We start from the raw sequence: 20,008 nt of genomic DNA, 5'->3' as shown, positions 1-20,008 counted from the left end.
ATTATTTCTTAAGCGCGTCAGACACTTTGGTCTTCAGCTCATCATATAATTCAGGATTGTCCTTAAGTATCTGTTTAACAGCATCTCTTCCCTGTCCAAGCTTGGTATCACCATAGCTGAACCAGGATCCGCTCTTTTTGATTATTTCAAAGTCGACACCCAGGTCAACAATCTCTCCGAGCTGTGAAATCCCCTCACCATAAAGTATGTCGAAATCAGCCTTTTTAAAGGGAGGTGCGAGTTTATTTTTTACTATTTTGACTCTTGTGCGGCTTCCGATTATCTCTTCACCCTCTTTTAACTGGCTGGTTCTCCGGATGTCAAGCCTTACTGAAGCATAGAATTTAAGGGCGTTACCTCCGGTTGTTGTCTCCGGATTGCCAAACATAACACCGATTTTATCTCTCAGCTGGTTGATAAATACACATGATGTATTTGTTTTGTTGATATTGGCAGTTAATTTCCTCAAAGCCTGAGACATAAGCCTGGCTTGCAGTCCCATTTTTGAGTCGCCCATCTCACCTTCAATCTCTGCTTTTGGTGTAAGTGCAGCTACTGAGTCGATAACTACGATATCGAGTGCTCCCGACCTTATAAGATTATCAGTTATCTCAAGTGCCTGTTCGCCATTATCAGGCTGGGATATAAGAAGATTTTCAACATCAACTCCGAGTTTCTCGGCATAATTACGGTCAAAAGTATGTTCTGCATCAATAATTGCGGCGATACCTCCGTTTTTCTGGGCTTCAGCAATTGCATGAATAGCCAGGGTTGTCTTTCCGGATGCTTCAGGACCATAGATCTCAATCACTCTTCCACGCGGTAATCCGCCAATGCCAAGGGCTGCATCGAGACCGATCGACCCTGTGGAAATAACCTGAATGTTTTCAATGGCATGATCACCAAGTTTCATTATGGTTCCCTTGCCGAAATCCTTCTCGATTTTTCCTAATGTGACTTCAAGTGCCTTAAGTTTTTCTTTGTTTATCTCTTTTCTTTCTTTGCTCATATTATTGATTTTATTGATTATATATATCAAAAAGCTGTTCTGCATGACCCGCAGTATTGACCTTTGTAATGATCTTATCAATCATACCATTACTGTCAATAATAAATGTTGTTCTGATTACCCCGAAATAGCTTTTGCCATACATTTTCTTCTCACCCCAAACTCCATAATCATTTAGTATTTTCTTTGAGGTATCGGCTATTAAAGGAAACGGTAATGTATATTTTCCTGCAAAATTCTTATGTGATTTCTCGCTGTCGGGACTTACTCCGACTATTGCAAATCCTTTTTTAATGAATGCATCATAATTATCACGCAAACTGCATGCTTCGGCAGTGCATCCGGGTGTATTATCCTTTGGGTAGAAATATAGAACCAGTTTTTTACCTGCAAAATCACTCAGCTTTACTTCCTTGCCATTCTGATCAATACCTGTAAATGCCGGCGCCTTTTTACCCTCTTTTAGCTCTGCCATGGTTGTTTATTTTGTTATTATGGGTAAATTTACGAAGTTTGAATTGTTTTCTGCAAGAAAACGTTTATTTGTTATTAACATATAGCTAATTACAGTCATTTTTAGTTTAATACTAAGTAATTTAATATCAATAGTTTGTGAAGATTGATCGTGATAAATATAATACTTTACAGGGACAGAAGTTACTGTTGATACTTTTATTTGCCATATGTTATTATCCCTCCACTGTTTTTTCTCAGAAGGTTCCTGTAAAACCAACCCGGCAATCATCACTTGAGGCATTCGCAAATAAGAATTATGAACAGGCATATAATGAATTTAAAGAACTGCTGATTTCCTATCCAAAGGATCCTCTTTATAAATACTATTCCGGTGTATCACTGATCAATCTGAGCAGAAATCCGCTGGAAGCAGAGTCTCTTTTAAAACAGGCTATTCAGAGTTCAGCAGTTATTAAGAGCCTTCCTCCAGATGCATTGTTTTATCTGGGCCGGGCCCAGCAGATGGCTGGCAAGTATTCAGAAGCATCAGGTACATACAATCAGTTCATTGATCTGGCTGGCAAAAAAACTGCAAAGGAGTATAATGTTGCTGACTTTATAAAACAATGTATTGAGAAAAAAGGGAAGATCCCCGAACCTGAAGCAGAACCAAGAATTGTTGCAGCAGTAAATAAGCCGGTTCCGCAGCCTGCTGCTAAAGTGGCTGAAAGCAAGCCGGCAGCCATAAAAGATACCCTTACCCGCAAACCTGTTCCTGCAGCTTTCGACAAAATACTTGATGATGCCCTGGAGCTTCAGACAAAGGCTGATTCACTAACAAAGTTGGCTTCTGATCAGAAGAAACTTCTTAATACCCTTCCGGAAGCTGAAAAGCCAGGATTAAAAGCTAAAATAGCTCAAAATGAGGCAACAGCACTATCGTTTCAAAAAGCAGCAGATGAGAAGTATAATGAGGCACAACTATCTGTTAATAAGGCATCCGGAATTGTAATAAAAAATGAATTAAAAGACACCATAAAACCACAGCAGGCAGTCTCAGAGAATGTAAAAACTGCTGCACCTGCAATCAAAAAAAATGTACAAACAGACACTAAGGCAGATACAGCAATAGTTGAAAAGGTGGTAATAAGTAAGCCTGTTGAGGTGTTTTCTTTTTTTGAAGTTCTTCCGAAACCTGTTACAGATCCAAAAGAAAAAATTCTCATAGATCCTGAAGTTCCTCCGGGACTGATCTACAGAATTCAGATAGCAGTATTTAGAAATCCTGTTGCACCAGCTTACTTCAAAGGGATAACACCAGTATATGGATTTAAAGTTGCAGGAACAGACAAGACAAATTACTTTGCAGGGATGTTCAGGCGCTCAGCTGATGCAGCAAAAGCACTCTCTGCAGTTAAAGCTAAGGGTTTTAAAGATGCATTTGTCATCGCACTTTCAGGCAATAAGCCGGTTTCGGCTGACAGGGCGGCACTTCTGGAAAAGGAGTGGGGTAAGAAACCATTTGTCACAAGGGTCGAGGCAGAACCTCAGGTTCCTGCAGATACAATACCTCCGACTCTCGCTTTCAGGGTCGAGGTTATGAGGGTATTGAAACCTGTTAAGGAGGATGTGATTGACGGTATGAAGAAGATGGCAGGAAACAGGGGATTGGATATTCAGACACTTGAAGATGGAAAAATTGTTTATTTGATCGGGAATTTTATTACTTTTGAGAGCGCTGCAGAATACACTGATCTTCTGATACGGAACGGTTACAGGGAAGCCAGGGTAGGAGCATGGCTGGGGAAGAAAGAGATACCCGTTGATACTGCAAGGCAATTATTTGAAAACCTGCAATGAAGGAAAGAACTTTACATAGGGATGATAAGCTTAAGAGTGGCAGTGAGTCAGGTTCACTGGTGCTTTATAATGACGATGTAAACACTTTCGATCATGTAATAAAATCGCTGGTCGAAGTGTGCGGACATGATCCGGTGCAGGCAGAACAATGTGCTCTTATTGTTCACTTTAAAGGGAGTTGTGATGTGAAAACCGGTTTGCCGGAGGTTCTTAATGCGATGAGCAGATCGCTCAATCTTAAAGGTCTGAATTCAAAGGTTCAGATTTTATAATAGGGACATAAAATCTTATGTCCCTACAATTTTATTTTTCCCTGTGAAATACCCTGTAAAGCGCTCTGTCTAAAAAAGATAACAGGAAAATCCCAATTAGTACATACATCAGGGCTGAAGGCAGATTGATACTGAAAATGTTATTGGTATCGATTTCGGGCAAATCAAGTTTGAGGGTTTTTAAAAATTCAAACGCAGGAATTAAGAACGTCTTGTTTCCGGTCTCTGGTATAAAGAAGGTTGTTATAATAAGTATTACAATAAATACAGAAAAGATATAGGGGACAAGAGTCCTCTTTTTGGATTTTACAGTTGCCCTGACCGGAATCTTTTCAGTTTCGATAACAGACATAACCTTAGATGTAAATCCTTCAGGAGCTTTTTCAATCCTTTCAGGATTAATATATTGACTCAGAAGATCTTCTGTATGTTTTTCCTGTTTATCCATGATATATTAAATTTTTCTTTTCAGCTTTTTCAATTATCTCCTGCATTTTCTGCCTGGCCCTGAATAATTTAACCTTCAGATTCGATTTACTTATTCCTGTCACTTCTGATATCTCATCAGGACTAAGCTCGTCATAATAAAAAAGTGTAATCAAACCTCTCTCATCTTCACTTATTTTCTGAAGTGCAAAGTTAAGTAATGCACTCCTGTACTCTTTGTCTGCTTCTTCCTCTGAGTAACTGGTACCTATAAAATCAGTTGCGTCAGCCGGAAAATCCTCAAGTGATAAAACTTCTTTCTTCTTAATCCTGATATATGATATTGAAGTATTATAAACTATCCGGTAGAACCATGTTGCAAAGCTACTCTGCATTTTAAAACTTCCAAGCGACCGGTATGCTTTTAAAAATGAATCCTGTGTGATCTCCTCAGCCTCTTCGCGGCTGCCTGATATCCTGAATGCGAGGTTAAAGGCCTTATCTTTATGCCGGTCAACTATATAACTGAAGGCGTTGGTGTTTCCTTCCAGTACCTGTTCAATATATATTATGTCTCCCTTATAAGCCATTTCAGATCTTTGACGAGCAAAGTTATGAATTGGTTACACGATTAAAGAAAAAATATTTATTCTGTTTTTTGTAACCTGACTGATTACTCTTGTGTCTAAAGCACAAAAAGAGTTATTAACCAATAATTATAAGTTATGGAAGGTTTGATTGGATTTATCGCATTTTTTGCAACAATTTTTGGTGTTGTATATGTTCATTATACAACACGTAACAAAGAAAGAATGGCTCTTATCGAAAAAGGAGCTGATGCCTCTTTGTTTAATACAGGTAAGGAAGCTGTGAAATGGAATTTCTCATGGAGTAAGTTTACTCTGAAGATAGGAATGCTTGCAATGGGTATCGCAATTGGTATCATGGTTGCTGCCCTGATGGCGCAGGCTCAGATTCTTGATGAGGATGCTCTCTATCCTTCGATGATCTTCTTCTTTGGTGGTCTCAGCCTTGTATTATTCTATCTCATCGACAGAAAAAACAAATAATTTGTTGTTGTTGTTGTTGTTGTTGTTGTAGGGACATAAAATTTTATGTCCCTACTACAATTTTTATGTCCCTGCAATCACAATTTTTATTTTGTATAATAATCGATCATATCTTTAATTGCCTTCTGGCAGACAGAACAGAATCCTTTCGGCCCGTTACTTTTCATTCTGCAATCCAATTCCGGACGGAAGATTCCTTTTGCAGAGTATCCGCCGCCTTCAAACAAACCTGTAACACCATTGTATTTCTCCTCAGCAGGTGTAGGTACGGGAGTCTCCTTTGCAATCATCTTTTTCCATTTTGAATCAAAATCTACCATAGTGGTAATATTTGGTTCCCATGGTTCTACATTAAGCGGATAAAATTCATCATAGGCTACTGACGAAGAATAATACTCATCAGCCAGTCCTGTAAACCCATGACCAAATTCATGTACGAATACCTTTAAAGAAAGTGCATGACCCGAAGTTGTACCGCTGTAATAGTTGTATACACCTCCGCCACCGTATCTGCTGCTGTTTATAAGAACAACAATGTTATCATGAGGTACAACAGCTGCAAAGTCATTTACAGATTTGATATCCTGTGTGGTAAGATACCTGTCAGTATCAAAGGTATAGAAGCTTGAATTGAGTATCGTGTTCACATAAATCTTTTCCCCGGGAACATCTGTACCTGATTCCTGGGATACTGCTTCAACAGCCCAGATATTGAATTTATTCTTGTATTCAACGAATGGGGCTTCTGCAAAAAGGGCATCTGCAAGTTTTTTGACATCTTCTCTGAATTTCCCCATCTCATCAGCGGTATAACCCTCCGCAATAAATGCAAGATCTACTGACTTGTCAGGGTCTCCGCTGCCATAAACCCTGGAATATTTTGCGTTAACCGGTTTTTCCTTTCTTATAAAGTAATCGGAGGGATCAATTGATACTTCATATAACGGGGAGAATTGGCCGGTCTTTTCCCTGACGCTAATTTTGAATTTTATTTTATTCTTAGGGTAAGGCATAGTGGCTACTTCGTAAAAGCTCCTTTCTATCTTCTTCGCCTCAGATGTGGTTTGCCACTCCTGATAGAGAGTACAGAATCCTTTAGAGTAAATCAGTATGTTCTCCGCTTCATCAAATACTTCATACCTGAAATTTCCTGAATTGAATGGATCAATCAGGTTGGTTCTTGAACCTGCAAATATTGGTTCTTCCTTTAATCCAACAGGATATACGATAGTTTTCTGACTGTTACCTGAAAACATAAAATCAAACCTCAGGACTTTATCGGTAAAGTATTTATCATAGCTCTGCTGGGCCATTCCGGGAATTGAAAGGGTAATCAAAAGATATAGAATAGATGTTCTCATGGGAGTATATTTGATACTGTTTTTGGCAAAGCTAAAAATATTCATTCAGAGAGATTGATAATTTATCTATTTTTGCGACAAATTATAAAGTGATTTAATATGCCTTTAATTAATGATCCCGCAATTTGGCTGAAAGAGGTTTTCTTAAATGCAGGATTAAGCTATAGTCTCTCCACTTTTCTGAGTACAGTAGGGCTCGTAGTAATAGTCCTTCTGATAAGCTGGCTTTCAAATCTTATTGCAAAAGTAATAATCTTAAAGGTTGTTACGAGAATTGTTAAAAAAACAACCTCAACCTGGGATGATATTTTCCTCGAGCAGAAAGTTTTTACAAGATTGTCACATCTGGCTCCTGCTCTTGTGATTTGGTTTATGGCAGGATGGGCCCTTAAGACCTATCCTACGTGGCTAATAGTTGTTCACCGGCTGACATACCTATATATTGTAACAATTGGAGCTGTTGTAGTAATATCGTTTATTGAAGCATGGCACAAAATTTATCTCACACTTCCTATATCGCAGCACAGGCATATTAAAGGATATGTTCAGCTTGTAAAAATATTTGTTATTCTGATTGCTCTCCTGATTGTAATATCAGTTGTATTTAAAATAGACATCAGGGCCATAGTTACTGGTCTTGGAGCAATGGCTGCTGTACTGATACTTGTGTTTAAGGATACTCTGCTTGGACTTGTAGCAAGTATCCAGCTTTCGGCAGATAAGATGCTTAAAGTGGGTGACTGGATAACAATCCCCGGAAGAGAAGTTGATGGGACGGTAACGGATATTACTCTTAATACTGTCAAAATCCAGAACTTCGATAAGACAATTATAACGGTGCCAACTTATTCTCTTGTAAATGAATCATTTCAGAACTGGAGAGGGATGGAAGAGTCAGGTGTCAGACAGATAAAAAGACACATTTATATTGATATGAAAAGTATCAGGTTTCTGGACAGGGAATTGAAGGAGAAACTGTGTAAAATTCCTGTACTGAAAACATATATTGAGAGCTCCGAAAATAAATCTGGGATTTTTAAAAACGGACTTGATAATCCTGATAATCCGGTTTTCACTTCATCTAACCTGACTAATCTTGGAGTTTTTCGTTTTTATGCTGAAGCATACCTCAGAAATCATCAGTTTGTCGATCCTACCCAGACTGTAATATTACGTCACAGGACTCCTGATGGTAATGGGTTGCCTCTGCAGGTTTATGTTTTCACCAAGAACAATACATTCGCCCCTTATGAAAATATTCAGTCGGAGATATTCGAACATCTGCTGGCTATAATGAATGAGTTCGGACTTAAAGTTTACCAGCAACCAACCGGCGAAGACCTTATCACATTATCGAAAAAATGAGTAGTAACCAACATCAATAATTATAATCATGGCTGACCTTAGTACCAGAATTAGTGATTTTGTTTGGAAGAATCTGAATGAAAAACATGTTACAGGGAAAAAGGATCCTTTCTGGGAGGCTCTCCGTAATACAGGAACAGAACTTTGGCTCGATACCGGTGATATGGAGGAGGCTGAATCAAACTGGTCAGCTGAGATGAGTGCCCTTACAACAAATAACACTCTTCTTAATAATGAAATCCAGAAAGGAATTTATGATATCTTCATTTCAGAAGCAAAGAGCATAGTGAGGGAGTTGCCTCAGGAAGATCGTGTTAAGGAGATTGCTTTTATTCTGAATGCCCGTCATGGCCTGCGACTTGCACAGAAGTTTGGCGGCTATGTCAGTGTTGAACTTCATACTGATACTGCTCATGATATAAAGGCGATACTTTCTTACGGAAAGAGATTTCATGATATATGTCCTGAACAGTTTATAGTAAAAGTGCCCTACACTGCTGAAGGACTGATTGGTGCAAGACTGCTTAAGGATATGGGAGTGAAGATTAATTTTACCCTCGAGTTCAGTGCCAGGGAAAATGTACTTGTGACCCGTGTGGCCCGACCAGATTATCTTAATGTATTTCTTGGCAGGATAGGAGCATATATGATTAACAACAAGCTTGGTGATGGTTCGGGAGCAGGAGAGATGGCAGTTATTGCTTCCCAGAACTGGGTAACCGGCCTATCTGCAGAGAATCCCTGGCAGACTAAACTTATAGCTGCAAGTCTCAGAAACCATACTCAGCTGGAACTTCTTGCAGGAACAGATGTTTATACAATGCCCCCGAAAGTAGCGGCATCCGGACACAAGGAGTTGAGTGGGAAGTTTTCTTCACGGATGCATGAGAATTACGACATAAGTATGTTTGACTCAGCTAAGGAAGCACACGTTGAAAAATTCTGGGAAGTTGATACAAAGGTTCTTCATCTGGCAGAAAGACTGGCAGCCAAAGTACCGGCAACCGGTTCCGAACTTATACACATAGCTCATGAAGAGGGCTGCGAGGATATGTTTCCATCACTTACAAAGGAAGAGAAAGGCTTTATTGCCTCCGACGGAAAAATTCCGGTTCATTCACGATGGGAGAAAAAAATCAGCGAAGGGAAGATTGCACCTGATACCCTGCTTACACTTGCAGGGCTGGCATCATTTACCTCCGACCAGCGTGAGCTCGACCAGAGGATCAGAAACATAATTGAATAGGTCAGACAGCCCTCTGTCTTACAATTTCATATAAGAGAATACCTGCAGCTACCGAGACATTAAGTGAGCCTATTGCTCCCGTCATTGGTATTTTTATATGCTGATCAGCCAGGGCTATAAGCTCTCTGCTGATACCTTTATCTTCTGAACCAAGTACTAAAACAGCCGGACCGGTGAGGAGAACTTCTGATGCCACTGTTCCTGATTTTTCACCTGCACAGATCACCTTTAAACCTGAGTCCTTAAGAAATTCAATCGATCTGACAATGCTTTTTTCCCTGCAAACAGGGAAAGTATGTAGCGCGCCGGCTGATGTCTTTACAGCATCAGCCGTTATCCTTGCAGATCCTTTTTCAGGAATAATTATACCATGAGCTCCAAGACATTCCGCAGTACGTACAATTGCGCCAAAGTTCCTTACATCAGATACCCCGTCAAGAGCAATGATTAGCGGGTCTTCCCCCTTTTCAAATATCATTGGCAGAAGGTTGGCAATATACTGGAATTCAATCACCGACAGCCATGCAAGAACGCCCTGGTGGTTCTTTCTTGTAACAAGTTCTATTCTCTCAAGCGGAACTATCTGATATACTATATTATGAGTTCTGACTTCATTCATCAGTTCACGATAGAGTTCTCCCTGAAGCCCCTGTTTAATCAGTAGCCTGTCAATCTGTTTCCCGGCCTTAATGGCCTCAATTACCGCTCTTAATCCAAAAATACATTCGCTTTCTTTCTGCATCTGATTATTGATTATATGTCTTCCGGATTATCAAGACGGAAAACTATTCCTTTTCTCCAACTGGAAATTGCTTTATCCCAATACGTTACAAGTGTCTCGCTTCGGCTCAGGAAAAAGTCATTATCAGAATATATATTGTCTTTCTTTTTAAAATTAAAGAACAAATATTCCTCTTTCACACTGTATCTTCCGCCCCATGAGGATTTAACGACCGGTTTCCTGTATCCCCAGCTTTCACCCTCAGATGTTTTATAAACCTTATCGGGCGGACCATAAATAATATATATCATTCCCCTTTCAGTTCTCCACCCTTCTTTATAGGATGTAAAATAGTAATTGGAATATTGAACACGGGTATAATAAATTCGGATCAGTTCCCTTGCTTTTTCAACGTTTCCGCCGCATTTAATCCAGAATTCATCAAGGGCTGCTTTCGGTTTAAGTGCTGAACGTAACCCTTCAACCTCATCAGTTGATGCCAGATATGCGAGTGGTTCAATCATTACCTCCGGAGTAGTCATGGAAGGATAGTCTGTCCCGAAATTCAGAAGCGTATATCCATCTTTAATTTTCCTGTCTACAGAGAAAAGATAAATACCGGGGCGTGGCAGCATCAAAGGCATCGTGTCTGAATATGGTATTGCTGCAAGTTTCTCCGGTTCATAATCAAGGACTTTTTCAGGAAGGATCATAGAAGGAGGATAGGGAATCTCCCTGAATGGTTTGAAGTATGAGATATAAAGGCTGTCAACCGGGGCTCGGTTGTACAGAAGGTTAAAATATTCGTTTTCTCTTACGACGGGATTAAAGAGAAGGTTTTTCTCAAAATGCCCCACAGTCTTAAAGTTGTAACTGTTGAAAACAGAGTTTGTATTAAATGGTACAAAAGCCTGCACTACCTGCAACCTTAGCCTGTCAAGTATTTTTATCTCAGCCATATAGTTGCGTTCCTTCTCAACTTTAAGAGGGATATTATAAACATATTCAGGAGTGTTTGCTGCCTTTATAATATTAAGATTATAAACAGCAGTGTCTGCAAGAATCCTGCCCTGACTGATATCAAAAAGTTTTACAGTTACCAGCATTACAGCGGTTGGAACACCCTGTGGATTGGCTTCTGAGAAAAACAGATCATTACCAAAGAATTTAACAGATAGCACTGATGTCTCAGCAGACTGATTATTGACATTATACCTCGGACTTATTGGATTTTTTGTAGGATTATAGAGGTACGAAAGATCTTTATTGTCGAAGGCTGGCTGAGTTGATTTGCATGATGAAAAAAATGCAACAATCAGAAAACCAGCTATTAAATAAGGATATTTTATGCCAATACACGTTTTCATCTCCGGGTCTGGTTAACTTTTTACTGTGTTGTTTTCTCTCCATTCTATCCTGAGACGGCAAAGCTCTTTATTATCGCCGGTTCGGGAAATTGAGTGGCTATAACTATTATTCTTCTCACTTTCAGACGAGGTTCTTATAATCACTTCCTCATCATATTTTGATTCAGCAAGATAGTTTATTTCAGCTGATTGAGGTTCGTTTTTCATTATGAAATCCAGATCATAAGTATCACAAACCCAATTCAGGTATTTTACATTATTTGTATGAAGGTTAACGTCCAGATCGCTGATCTTTATTTTGTACAGCGCCTGTGTCTGCCCATCCTGACAATTGTTTTCAAGTTTTGAAGCATATCTTATCGGAGAAACCTCCTGATGAAGATTCGGATTGTATGTTGCAAGAATTGAATCTGGTCTCTGAACTCTTTTAGTAGTTCTGTCAAGAATCAGCCACGATGATGTTCCCGACGCGATATGTCTGCCATCGGGATAGCTGACTTCATAATTTCTCAAAGCAAATAATTTATCTGTTCCGTTTGGCCATGTTTTTATAATAATTGTCTCTTCCCAAAGCGGCCAGATTTCGATTTCAGAATAGATCCTTGACAATACCCAAAAGCGGTTATCCCTCATCAAATCGTCTCTTCCAAATCCCAGTCTGATGGCATGATCGGAAGCAATATCCTGCATATAATTAAAAAGTGAATAGAGATTCAGTTTCCCGTCAGGACCTGTTTCATAAACATGTATCCGGTACTCTTTTTCAAATTGAAGTGAATCCATCTTCAACTGTTTGTTTTTAAAAATTCCTCAACCTCTTCACTGTACTGAGCCCATTTGTTCATTTCCTCATTGAGTTGCTCCTTCAGATCCTGGTACTTTCTGTAGTCCAGATCATGTGCTTCAGAAGTGTTACCCGGTTCCATAAACGTTTTATCAACAGCAATTATTTCAGCTTCCAGTTTTTCTATTTCCTTTTCAGTCTCCTCAAGGCGCTTTCTCAGCCTTCTCAGGTTTCTGTCGAACTCTTTCTTCTCGAGGTACTTTTGCTTGTTCGATGAAACATTTACCTGGGCAGCTTCAACCTTCGCTTTATCTTTTTTCTCAATATCCTTAAGGTTCTCAATCTTCTTTTTTCGGAGGAAATCGTAAATACCTCCTATGTTTTCCTTAATCCTGTTATTCCTGAATTCATACACTTTTCCAACAATTCCATCCAGAAAATCCCTGTCGTGAGATACCACAATTAATGTGCCATCAAATTTTATCAGAGCTTGTTTAAGGATATCTTTCGAACGCATGTCGAGGTGGTTTGTTGGCTCATCGAGTACCAGAAGATTGCTTGGTTCAAGGAGCAGCTTAACAAGAGCAAGGCGCGACCTTTCGCCTCCGGAAAGAACCTTTACTTTTTTTTCAACATCATCTCCCCTGAACAGGAAAGCACCAAGCATGTCGCGTATTTTGGTACGAATGTCTCCCTTGGCAATATCATCTATGGTCTGAAGTACTGTTCTGCTCTCATCCAGAAGCTCATCCTGGTTCTGTGCAAAGTAGCCGATCTTCACATTATGTCCCATTTTGAGTATGCCTGAATGATCGAGCTGCCCGATTATTATTTTGGAAAGAGTACTTTTCCCTTCACCGTTACGGCCTACAAATGCAACTTTTTCTCCCCTTTGTAATTTGAAGTCTATCTTATTCAGGACATTAAGAGTCCCGTAGCTTTTAGAAAGCTCCAAAGTCTCTACTACAACAGTCCCTGATCGCGGGGCAGGAGGGAACCTCAGATTAATTGCGCTCTTATCTTCTTCATCAACTTCAAGTCTTTCAACTTTATCGAGTTGTTTAATCTTCGACTGTACCTGCACAGCCTTTGTTGCCTTTGACCTGAATCGTGTAATAAACTTTTCAGTATCTTCAATCATCTTCTGCTGATTCCTGAAAGCTGCTATCTGCTGAGTTCTTCTTTCCTCTCTGAGTACCAGATATTTTGACCAAGCTGCTTTGTAGTCGTATATTTTCCCGAGAGAGATCTCAATGGTTCTTTTAGTGACAGCGTCAAGGAATGCACGGTCGTGTGAAACAAGAACAACAGCTCCGGAATAGTTTGCAAGGAATGTCTCGAGCCACTGAATAGATTCGATATCAAGGTGATTGGTAGGTTCATCAAGGAGGAAGAGAGATGGTTTTCTGAGCAGGATCTTAGCAAGCTCAATACGCATTCTCCATCCGCCGCTCAGCTCTTTTGTGTTTCTGTCAAAATCTTTTCTTTCAAAACCAAGTCCGAGAAGTGTCTGTTCAGCTTCAGCCATATAGTTTGTACCTCCAAGCATGCGGTAACGCTCTTCAACCACTGTCAGATGATCGCATAGTTTCAGATAGTCGGCTGATTCATAGTCTTCCCGCCTGGATATTTCAGAACCTATGTATTCAATCTCTTCAGATAAGCCAATTATTTCAGAAAAAGCTGTGATCGTCTCATTTAGAACTGTTGTTGTATCATCAACCCGCATCTGTTGCGGCAGATATCCGATAGTTACATCTTTCGACATATCAATCGTTCCTCCGGAAGGACTCTGAAGTCCTGATATAATCTTAAGAAGAGTTGATTTGCCTGCACCGTTTTTGCCAGCCAGACCAATACGGTCCTGGTCATTTATCAGAAAAGATATATTTGATAAGAGGTCAAAACTGCCGAAAGAAACTGAGATATCCTGAACCGAAACCATAGACTAATGTGAAAATGTCTGCAAATATAGGAAAAGAATGTGAGTTAGAAGACTGAAGACCGAAGACCGAAGACGGAAGAAGAAAAAAAGGTATTTTACTCTATTAATTGATTTTATTTCTGAAAGCAATCATCATGTTCATCAAGTTAAACGCAAATTCATAATTGTCTGAAAACTCTGAGTCTGTAATGTATTTTCTTTTAGATGCTTTATGGAGACATGTAACCACTTCAGCAAGAGAACGAATGGCATAACTTAAAAACTTTTTAGTTCAGGGTTTGATTGGCCTATGGTTCCTTCTGCGATATTTAAAGCTATGGAATCTGCGGCTCTTCGGATTTGACTAACAAGATTATATGTTTCTTCTTTGGGAAAATTTATGGATAATCTGTATATGGTTTCTCCATAATCCATGGCCTTTTGCCAAATAATGAGTTTCTCAAATTTAAATTTCATAGTAGATTTGTCTAAATTCTTACTTCCGTCTTCCGTCTCCGGTCTCCGGTCTTCGGTCTCCGTGTAACTTCGTGTAACTCCGTGGTTATAAGGATTTAAAACCTAGTTTTAATAAACTTGTATGTCATCAGTTTTCCATATGAAATAATCCTGACAAAGTAAATGCCATTCGGTAATTGAGAAACTGGGATTGTGATCTGCTCCTCATCCTGTAATTTTTCTGACCAAACTATTATGCCTGTAATGCCCTGAATATCAATTTGTTGTACATTTTGCATGTTGCTGATTGTGAGGTAATTATGAGCCGGGTTAGGATAAATCTTAATTTCCGGGGCCTTTGAATCAGAGGCTGATGAAACTATATCTTCTTCAAAAAGAAAATCATCCCAGTAAGTTACACTGTTCGGTAATGTTCTTACAAGAAGATAGAAGTAACCGGCTTCTGCCGGAGATGTAACTGCAACTTCATATTTTAGCCACTCCACGCTTTTCATAAACCCGGAGTGAATTACGGGATCATCTATTCCAACCTGACTGTTATCGAGCCATGAGCACCATACCCTGCAACCATTGCCGGTTGTTTCAGTACCTGTTTTGTAATAGAATGAAAACCTGTAAGGAGTTGATGGTTTGACAACAAATTTCTGACCCAGATCCCTTGAAGTGGTAGTTCCCTCCTGCCTGCATGAGTAGTCACCTGACAAAACAAAAACGGAATCTTTCAGACAGCCTTGGGTGTTTGTCCAGCTGGTTAGTTTATCAGGTTTACTCCAGGTCTCGAATCCCGGATTTATTACCAGGTTCTGTGATAACAGTATATGCTCCGGAATAAAGAGCAGCACAAAGAACAGAGCTCTTTTCATAAAGATCAGTATTAGATTAAGATGTCTTTTGAAAATTGTTGCGAGACAAATTTTCATAGCTAATTTCAGAATATTCTGTCAGATAATCAAATAATTTTTCAGCACCTGATCCGTTGATAGATGTTCTCTTCAGAAAAGCTATATTTGCATCAGATTAATCTATCGACGATTTCAATAGATTAATAATCATAAAACTCAGATATGATGATTGTTAGAAAATATTTATTACGACTTCCGGTTCTTGTTATATTAATAATCACTTTTGTAACCTCCTGCCAGAAAGATGACCAGGGTCCGGATTATTCTTACTTTGTTTCAAAAGAGGAGACATCCACATATACCAAGACTTACATTACCAACCTTATAAATGCTGCTTCCGCAACCATTCCGGAAGTCAGCAGTCTGAAAGCATTTGTAAAAGGTGATGTCATTATATACAAAATCGTTTATAATACTACTGTTGACGGTAAAGAGATCAGTGCTTCAGGACTGGTCTGCGTGCCCTTAACTCCGGGTGAATATCCGGTTCTCTCATTTCAGAATGGAACCAATACAGTTAATGCCTACGCGCCCAGCGAATTTGCAACAAACTATTCTTATCAGATGATTGAGATTGTTGCTTCAATGGGATATATTGTAGTTATTGCTGATTATCCCGGATTCGGTGAATCTGCAGATATTCCGCATCCGTATCTGGTTAAAGAGCCAACAGTTCAGTCGCTGATTGATATGCATTTTGCTGTAAAAGAGATGATTGCCGGAGAGATCGAAGGAATTGTGCTGAAAGATGAGTATTATCTCATTGGCTATTCCCAGGGAGGATGGGCTACTCTGGCACTGCATAAAGCAATGGAACTCGATTATAGCAGTGATTTTAATTTAGCCGGAAGCGCCTGTGGAGCAGGACCTTATAATATTTCACTTCTGTTTCAGGGAATGACAACCATAACTACATACCCAATGCCTGTCTACCTTGGATACATTCTGAATGCATATACCTCATATCATCAGTTTACGAATCCGGTAACAGATATTTTTAATGAACCTTATGCCTCACGTGTTTCATCACTCTATACAGGGTTACTTGGTTCTGATCAGATAAATGCACAACTTACAACTTCAATACCAGGACTATTAAATCCTGATTTCATTTCAGGGTTTGCCACATCGCCTAAATACTCTTCAGTAAGAGAAGCACTCAACAGGAATAGTATTTCAGCATGGCATACATTTAAACCACTTCTTCTTGTACACGGAGAAAAAGACACCAGTGTTAATCCTGTAACCACTGAAAACATTTATTCTTCGATGATAGCAGAAGGGACTTCGCCTGATATATGTAAGAAGGTAATAATACCGGGAGCTGATCACGGAGATGGAGTTGCTCCTTTTGTGATGCAGAGTATACAGTTTCTGATGAATCTGGGAGGATCGAAATAAATGGGAAGAAAAAAGGAGCTGCCTGTACTTGAGAATGTCAGGATAACAGACATAGGAGCTGAGGGGAATGCGGTAGCCAGGGTAGATAATCTGGTGGTTTTTGTTCCAATGCTGATTCCGGGAGATGTTGTTGATCTCAGGGTAATAAGGAAAAGGAAGAAGTATCTTGAAGGGAAAGTGATCCGGTTCCGCGAATACTCACCTGACAGGATTGCCGCCAGGTGCATACATTTCGGAGTATGCGGAGGCTGTAAATGGCAGCATCTTCCATATGATATGCAGCTCAGATACAAGGAGAAGCAGGTGAGGGATAATCTTACACGAATAGGCAAAGTAGAACTTCCGGTTATTCATCCCATTAGCGGGTCGGAAGAAGTATTTCATTACAGGAATAAGCTTGAATACACTTTTTCGGATAAGAGATGGCTTACAAAGGAAGAGGTTGAATCAGATACTGAATTCCAGAAGGAGGGTGCCCTGGGGTTTCATATACCCGGATTGTTTGACAAGGTACTTGATATAGAAGAGTGTCATCTGCAGCCCGAACCTTCAAATACTATTAAAAACAAGGTCAGGGAGTATGCTTTAAGGAACCACCTCGAATTCTTTGATCTCAGGGAGCAGAAAGGGTTCCTGCGAAACATAGTTATCCGTAACTCCCTTGAGGGAAAGGTTATGGTAATTGTGGTTTTCTTTCATGAAGATGCTGAGAAACGTGAAGGGCTTCTTGATTTTCTTGCATCAGAATTTCCGCAGATCTCTTCACTTCAGTATGTTATTAACTCAAAGAAGAACGACTCATTAAATGACCAGGAGCCAATCCTTTATAAGGGAGAGGGCCACCTTACCGAGCATATGGGTGATTTGCAGTTCAGGATAGGACCTAAATCCTTTTATCAGACAAATACCAGGCAGGCTTTAACCTTATACAGAGTTGCGCTCGAATTCGCCGGACTTACAGGCAGGGAAACTGTTTATGATCTGTATACCGGAACAGGTACAATTGCAAATTTTGTTGCCGGTTTTGCAGAAAAAGTTATTGGTATTGAGTATGTTGATGAGGCGGTAAAGGATGCAGTTATTAATTCACAGATAAATAGTGTAAATAATACACTTTTCTTTTCCGGAGATATGAAAGATGTCCTTTCAGGGCAGTTTATTGAGGCTAACGGCAGGCCTGATGTTATTATTACCGATCCCCCACGGGCCGGGATGCATGAGGATGTTGTTAAAATCATATCAAAAGCGGGAGCTGAAAGAATTGTTTATGTAAGTTGTAATCCTTCGACACAGGCACGTGATATACTTTTACTTTCTGACGACTACTATGTTGCTAGTGTACAGCCGGTTGATATGTTTCCGCATACTCATCATGTTGAGAATGTTGTGCTTCTGAAAAGAAAATTGAGTTAAACTTTGATATTCAGATGGTTTGAAATAAAAATTTAATTTATTTTGAACTTAATACTTGTTTTCCTACTTTTGTCGCGCTCAACACCATTCAGGAGAGATGGGTGAGTGGCTTAAACCAGCAGTTTGCTAAACTGCCGTATGGGTAACTGTACCGGGGGTTCGAATCCCCCTCTCTCCGCAAAGACAAAGCAAACCCTCCGCCTTTTGGCGGAGGGTTTTTGTTTTCAGCATGGCCGTTCAAAGCTCGCTTTGATAAGGTCAGGCTGAAAACAAAAACACCGCGCAGCGGGTTTGCTTTGACTTTGCAGGCCACCCACCAGGGATCACGACCGAACGGAGTGAGGTCGTAATCCCCTACTATTCTTAACCCTTCCCCGTCCCTTCCCTTAAACAATAAGGGAAGGGCGTCCACCATTTATGAATACAAATCATATGAGGCAGTATTTTGTCTTTTCAGTCACACACCATACATTCTTATGTATTTGATTTTGGCTATATTTGTATTATAACTAATATGTTACCAACTAAGATGCGAAACATTTCTTTTGTCTTATTCCTTATATCAGTTCTAAGTATTTCCTGTTCTCATTCTCAAAAAAACAGTGATGGATCTGAATCAAAAACAGGATTTAACCAGATCAGTGATGATTCACTTCTGACTCTTGTTCAGTACAGGACCTTCAGATATTTCTGGGATGGTGCCGAACCGAATTCGGGCATGGCCCGTGAGCGCTATCATGTTGACGGAGTTTATCCAGATAATGATATGAATGTTGTTACTTCCGGAGGTACCGGGTTTGGTGTTTTAGCAATACTGGCCGGAATAGAACGAGGTTTTATTACAAGGGAAGAAGGCTATTCAAGACTAAATAAGATTGTTAATTTTCTAAAAAGTGCCGACAGATTTCACGGTGCCTGGTCGCACTGGATATATGGAGAAACAGGTCGTGTTAAACCTTTTAGTCAGAAAGATAATGGGGCAGACCTTGTTGAAACAGCATACCTAATGCAGGGACTGCTTGTTGTGAGACAATACTTTGCAAAAGGTTCGGAGAGAGAGATTCAGCTGGCTTCTGAGATAGATCAATTATGGAGGGAGGTAGAATGGAACTGGTTTACACGCGGAGGCCAAAATGCTATCTACTGGCACTGGTCGCCTGATTTCGGATGGGACATGAACTTTAAGGTTGAAGGTTATAATGAATGTCTTATATTATATATACTAGCTGCATCCTCTCCGACATTTCCGGTAAGCGCCTCTGCGTATCATGAAGGGTGGGCCAGAAGCGGCGGGATAAAAACAACAAGTGGTAAATATGGTTATGTTCTTACACTTAAACATAATGGTGCTGAGGAGTATGGCGGACCATTATTCTGGTCACACTATTCTTATCTGGGATTAGACCCACGGAATCTGAAAGACAGGTATGCAGATTACTGGCAGCAGAATAAGAACCATACTTTAATAAACTGGAAGTGGTGTTCTGTCAATCCTTTAAAGTATAAAGGATATAGTGATAAGTGCTGGGGTCTTACAGCCAGTTACTCCGTTAAATTTTATGCCGCTCATAGTCCGGGTGAAAAAAATGATATGGGTGTAATAACTCCCACTGCTGCTCTTTCATCATTTCCTTATACTCCAAAAGAATCGATGGACGCATTGAAACATTTCTATAATGTTCTTGGAACTAAAATCTGGGGAGAATTTGGTTTCTATGATGCATTCAGTGAGCAATATGACTGGTATCCGCAGAAATATCTTGCTATAGATCAGGGACCCATAGTTGTAATGATCGAGAATTACAGGACCGGATTGTTATGGAATCTGTTTATGTCGAGCGAAGAGATCAGTAAAGGACTTAAACTTCTTGATTTTGAGTCAGGCAGTTTTTAGTGGTATATGTTTATGTTTCTGATACCTGTAATTAATAAATTTTAACATTATTCATTTTTT

General features: G+C 39.7%; 18 protein-coding genes, 1 tRNA gene and 1 pseudogene. 9 read left to right on the top strand and 11 right to left on the bottom strand.

The window, feature by feature from the left end; all coding sequences use genetic code 11:
* Position 1: 1 nt before the first annotated feature.
* Together recA and bcp are read right to left on the bottom strand one after the other, a co-directional pair.
* Positions 2–1,009 (bottom strand): recombinase RecA, encoded by a 1,008-nt coding sequence (recA, locus tag IPJ16_15220; protein ID MBK7628523.1) that lies wholly within the window; start codon positions 1,007–1,009, stop codon positions 2–4.
* 10 nt (positions 1,010–1,019) lie between these two features.
* Positions 1,020–1,484, bottom strand: coding sequence for a thioredoxin-dependent thiol peroxidase (gene bcp, locus IPJ16_15215; protein ID MBK7628522.1), 465 nt, complete (start codon positions 1,482–1,484; stop codon positions 1,020–1,022).
* 137 nt (positions 1,485–1,621) lie between these two features.
* On the opposite strand from bcp, the gene IPJ16_15210 reads away from it, so the two are divergent.
* Positions 1,622–3,325 carry a hypothetical protein gene (locus tag IPJ16_15210; protein ID MBK7628521.1) on the top strand — a complete coding sequence of 568 codons (1,704 nt, stop codon included), beginning with the start codon at positions 1,622–1,624 and terminating at the stop codon, positions 3,323–3,325.
* Entirely contained in the window at positions 3,322–3,597 is a 276-nt protein-coding gene (locus IPJ16_15205; protein MBK7628520.1) for an ATP-dependent Clp protease adaptor ClpS, read from the top strand. Before IPJ16_15210 ends, IPJ16_15205 begins: the two co-directional genes overlap by 4 nt.
* Before the next feature lie 31 nt (positions 3,598–3,628).
* Here IPJ16_15205 and IPJ16_15200 read toward each other — a convergent pair whose 3' ends face one another.
* Positions 3,629–4,045 (bottom strand): hypothetical protein, encoded by a 417-nt coding sequence (locus IPJ16_15200; GenBank protein ID MBK7628519.1) that lies wholly within the window; start codon positions 4,043–4,045, stop codon positions 3,629–3,631.
* On the bottom strand, positions 4,038–4,613 hold the full coding sequence (locus IPJ16_15195; GenBank protein ID MBK7628518.1) for an RNA polymerase sigma factor: 576 nt from the start codon (positions 4,611–4,613) through the stop codon (positions 4,038–4,040). The genes IPJ16_15200 and IPJ16_15195 overlap by 8 nt, the downstream gene beginning before the upstream one ends.
* Positions 4,614–4,748: 135 nt before the next feature.
* Here IPJ16_15195 and IPJ16_15190 point away from each other — a divergent pair, with 135 nt between their 5' ends.
* The gene (locus IPJ16_15190) at positions 4,749–5,093 is read left to right on the top strand and encodes a hypothetical protein (GenBank protein ID MBK7628517.1); all 345 of its coding nucleotides are present in this window, start codon (positions 4,749–4,751) and stop codon (positions 5,091–5,093) included.
* 86 nt (positions 5,094–5,179) lie between these two features.
* Here the strand turns inward: IPJ16_15190 and IPJ16_15185 are convergent, their stop codons facing one another.
* On the bottom strand, positions 5,180–6,454 hold the full coding sequence (locus IPJ16_15185; GenBank protein MBK7628516.1) for a peptidase: 1,275 nt from the start codon (positions 6,452–6,454) through the stop codon (positions 5,180–5,182).
* 99 nt (positions 6,455–6,553) lie between these two features.
* Here IPJ16_15185 and IPJ16_15180 point away from each other — a divergent pair, with 99 nt between their 5' ends.
* Both IPJ16_15180 and IPJ16_15175 read left to right on the top strand, forming a co-directional pair.
* Positions 6,554–7,819 (top strand): mechanosensitive ion channel, encoded by a 1,266-nt coding sequence (locus IPJ16_15180; GenBank protein ID MBK7628515.1) that lies wholly within the window; start codon positions 6,554–6,556, stop codon positions 7,817–7,819.
* Between the two features lie 28 nt (positions 7,820–7,847).
* Complete coding sequence (locus IPJ16_15175) at positions 7,848–9,065, top strand: transaldolase (GenBank protein MBK7628514.1); 1,218 nt, start codon at positions 7,848–7,850, stop codon at positions 9,063–9,065.
* 1 nt (position 9,066) lies between these two features.
* Here the strand turns inward: IPJ16_15175 and rlmB are convergent, their stop codons facing one another.
* From rlmB to IPJ16_15145, 6 genes and pseudogenes are all read right to left on the bottom strand, one after another.
* A complete protein-coding gene (rlmB, locus tag IPJ16_15170) occupies positions 9,067–9,807 on the bottom strand; it encodes a 23S rRNA (guanosine(2251)-2'-O)-methyltransferase RlmB (GenBank protein ID MBK7628513.1) in 741 nt (246 codons plus the stop codon).
* 11 nt (positions 9,808–9,818) lie between these two features.
* Positions 9,819–11,153 carry a GWxTD domain-containing protein gene (locus IPJ16_15165; GenBank protein ID MBK7628512.1) on the bottom strand — a complete coding sequence of 445 codons (1,335 nt, stop codon included), beginning with the start codon at positions 11,151–11,153 and terminating at the stop codon, positions 9,819–9,821.
* Between the two features lie 12 nt (positions 11,154–11,165).
* Positions 11,166–11,936, bottom strand: coding sequence for a hypothetical protein (locus tag IPJ16_15160; GenBank protein ID MBK7628511.1), 771 nt, complete (start codon positions 11,934–11,936; stop codon positions 11,166–11,168).
* Between the two features lie 2 nt (positions 11,937–11,938).
* A complete protein-coding gene (locus IPJ16_15155; GenBank protein ID MBK7628510.1) occupies positions 11,939–13,882 on the bottom strand; it encodes an ABC-F family ATP-binding cassette domain-containing protein in 1,944 nt (647 codons plus the stop codon).
* Positions 13,883–13,985: 103 nt separating this feature from the next.
* A pseudogene (locus IPJ16_15150) lies at positions 13,986–14,338 on the bottom strand (four helix bundle protein).
* Positions 14,339–14,433: 95 nt separating this feature from the next.
* Entirely contained in the window at positions 14,434–15,201 is a 768-nt protein-coding gene (locus tag IPJ16_15145; GenBank protein MBK7628509.1) for a T9SS type A sorting domain-containing protein, read from the bottom strand.
* Positions 15,202–15,402: 201 nt separating this feature from the next.
* On the opposite strand from IPJ16_15145, the gene IPJ16_15140 reads away from it, so the two are divergent.
* From IPJ16_15140 to IPJ16_15125, 4 genes are all read left to right on the top strand, one after another.
* The gene (locus IPJ16_15140; protein ID MBK7628508.1) at positions 15,403–16,641 is read left to right on the top strand and encodes an alpha/beta fold hydrolase; all 1,239 of its coding nucleotides are present in this window, start codon (positions 15,403–15,405) and stop codon (positions 16,639–16,641) included.
* Positions 16,642–18,054, top strand: a complete 1,413-nt coding sequence (rlmD, locus tag IPJ16_15135) for a 23S rRNA (uracil(1939)-C(5))-methyltransferase RlmD (GenBank protein ID MBK7628507.1) — start codon at positions 16,642–16,644, stop codon at positions 18,052–18,054.
* A gap of 91 nt (positions 18,055–18,145) precedes the next feature.
* Positions 18,146–18,232, top strand: a tRNA-Ser gene (locus IPJ16_15130).
* Between the two features lie 351 nt (positions 18,233–18,583).
* Positions 18,584–19,948, top strand: a complete 1,365-nt coding sequence (locus tag IPJ16_15125) for a beta-glucosidase (GenBank protein MBK7628506.1) — start codon at positions 18,584–18,586, stop codon at positions 19,946–19,948.
* The last annotated feature ends 60 nt before the right edge of the window (positions 19,949–20,008 follow it).

It is taken from the genome of Bacteroidales bacterium, from assembly GCA_016709865.1.
Taxonomy (GTDB): Bacteria; Bacteroidota; Bacteroidia; order Bacteroidales; family VadinHA17; genus LD21.
Note: the sequence above shows the minus strand (reverse complement) of the source record. Positions and strands in the feature narration are given on the sequence as shown.

Excerpts from the sequence above, each read along its gene's own strand:
- IPJ16_15125 (MBK7628506.1), top strand. The coding sequence starts at position 18,584 with ATGCGAAACATTTCTTTTGTCTTATTCCTTATATCAGTTCTAAGTATT.
- IPJ16_15180 (MBK7628515.1), top strand. The coding sequence starts at position 6,554 with ATGCCTTTAATTAATGATCCCGCAATTTGGCTGAAAGAGGTTTTCTTA.
- IPJ16_15205 (MBK7628520.1), top strand. The coding sequence starts at position 3,322 with ATGAAGGAAAGAACTTTACATAGGGATGATAAGCTTAAGAGTGGCAGT.
- IPJ16_15195 (MBK7628518.1), bottom strand. The coding sequence starts at position 4,613 with ATGGCTTATAAGGGAGACATAATATATATTGAACAGGTACTGGAAGGA.
- IPJ16_15145 (MBK7628509.1), bottom strand. The coding sequence starts at position 15,201 with ATGAAAAGAGCTCTGTTCTTTGTGCTGCTCTTTATTCCGGAGCATATA.
- bcp (MBK7628522.1), bottom strand. The coding sequence starts at position 1,484 with ATGGCAGAGCTAAAAGAGGGTAAAAAGGCGCCGGCATTTACAGGTATT.
- IPJ16_15175 (MBK7628514.1), top strand. The coding sequence starts at position 7,848 with ATGGCTGACCTTAGTACCAGAATTAGTGATTTTGTTTGGAAGAATCTG.
- IPJ16_15140 (MBK7628508.1), top strand. The coding sequence starts at position 15,403 with ATGATGATTGTTAGAAAATATTTATTACGACTTCCGGTTCTTGTTATA.
- recA (MBK7628523.1), bottom strand. The coding sequence starts at position 1,009 with ATGAGCAAAGAAAGAAAAGAGATAAACAAAGAAAAACTTAAGGCACTT.
- IPJ16_15185 (MBK7628516.1), bottom strand. The coding sequence starts at position 6,454 with ATGAGAACATCTATTCTATATCTTTTGATTACCCTTTCAATTCCCGGA.
- IPJ16_15155 (MBK7628510.1), bottom strand. The coding sequence starts at position 13,882 with ATGGTTTCGGTTCAGGATATCTCAGTTTCTTTCGGCAGTTTTGACCTC.
- IPJ16_15190 (MBK7628517.1), top strand. The coding sequence starts at position 4,749 with ATGGAAGGTTTGATTGGATTTATCGCATTTTTTGCAACAATTTTTGGT.
- IPJ16_15165 (MBK7628512.1), bottom strand. The coding sequence starts at position 11,153 with ATGAAAACGTGTATTGGCATAAAATATCCTTATTTAATAGCTGGTTTT.
- IPJ16_15200 (MBK7628519.1), bottom strand. The coding sequence starts at position 4,045 with ATGGATAAACAGGAAAAACATACAGAAGATCTTCTGAGTCAATATATT.
- IPJ16_15160 (MBK7628511.1), bottom strand. The coding sequence starts at position 11,936 with ATGGATTCACTTCAATTTGAAAAAGAGTACCGGATACATGTTTATGAA.
- rlmD (MBK7628507.1), top strand. The coding sequence starts at position 16,642 with ATGGGAAGAAAAAAGGAGCTGCCTGTACTTGAGAATGTCAGGATAACA.
- rlmB (MBK7628513.1), bottom strand. The coding sequence starts at position 9,807 with ATGCAGAAAGAAAGCGAATGTATTTTTGGATTAAGAGCGGTAATTGAG.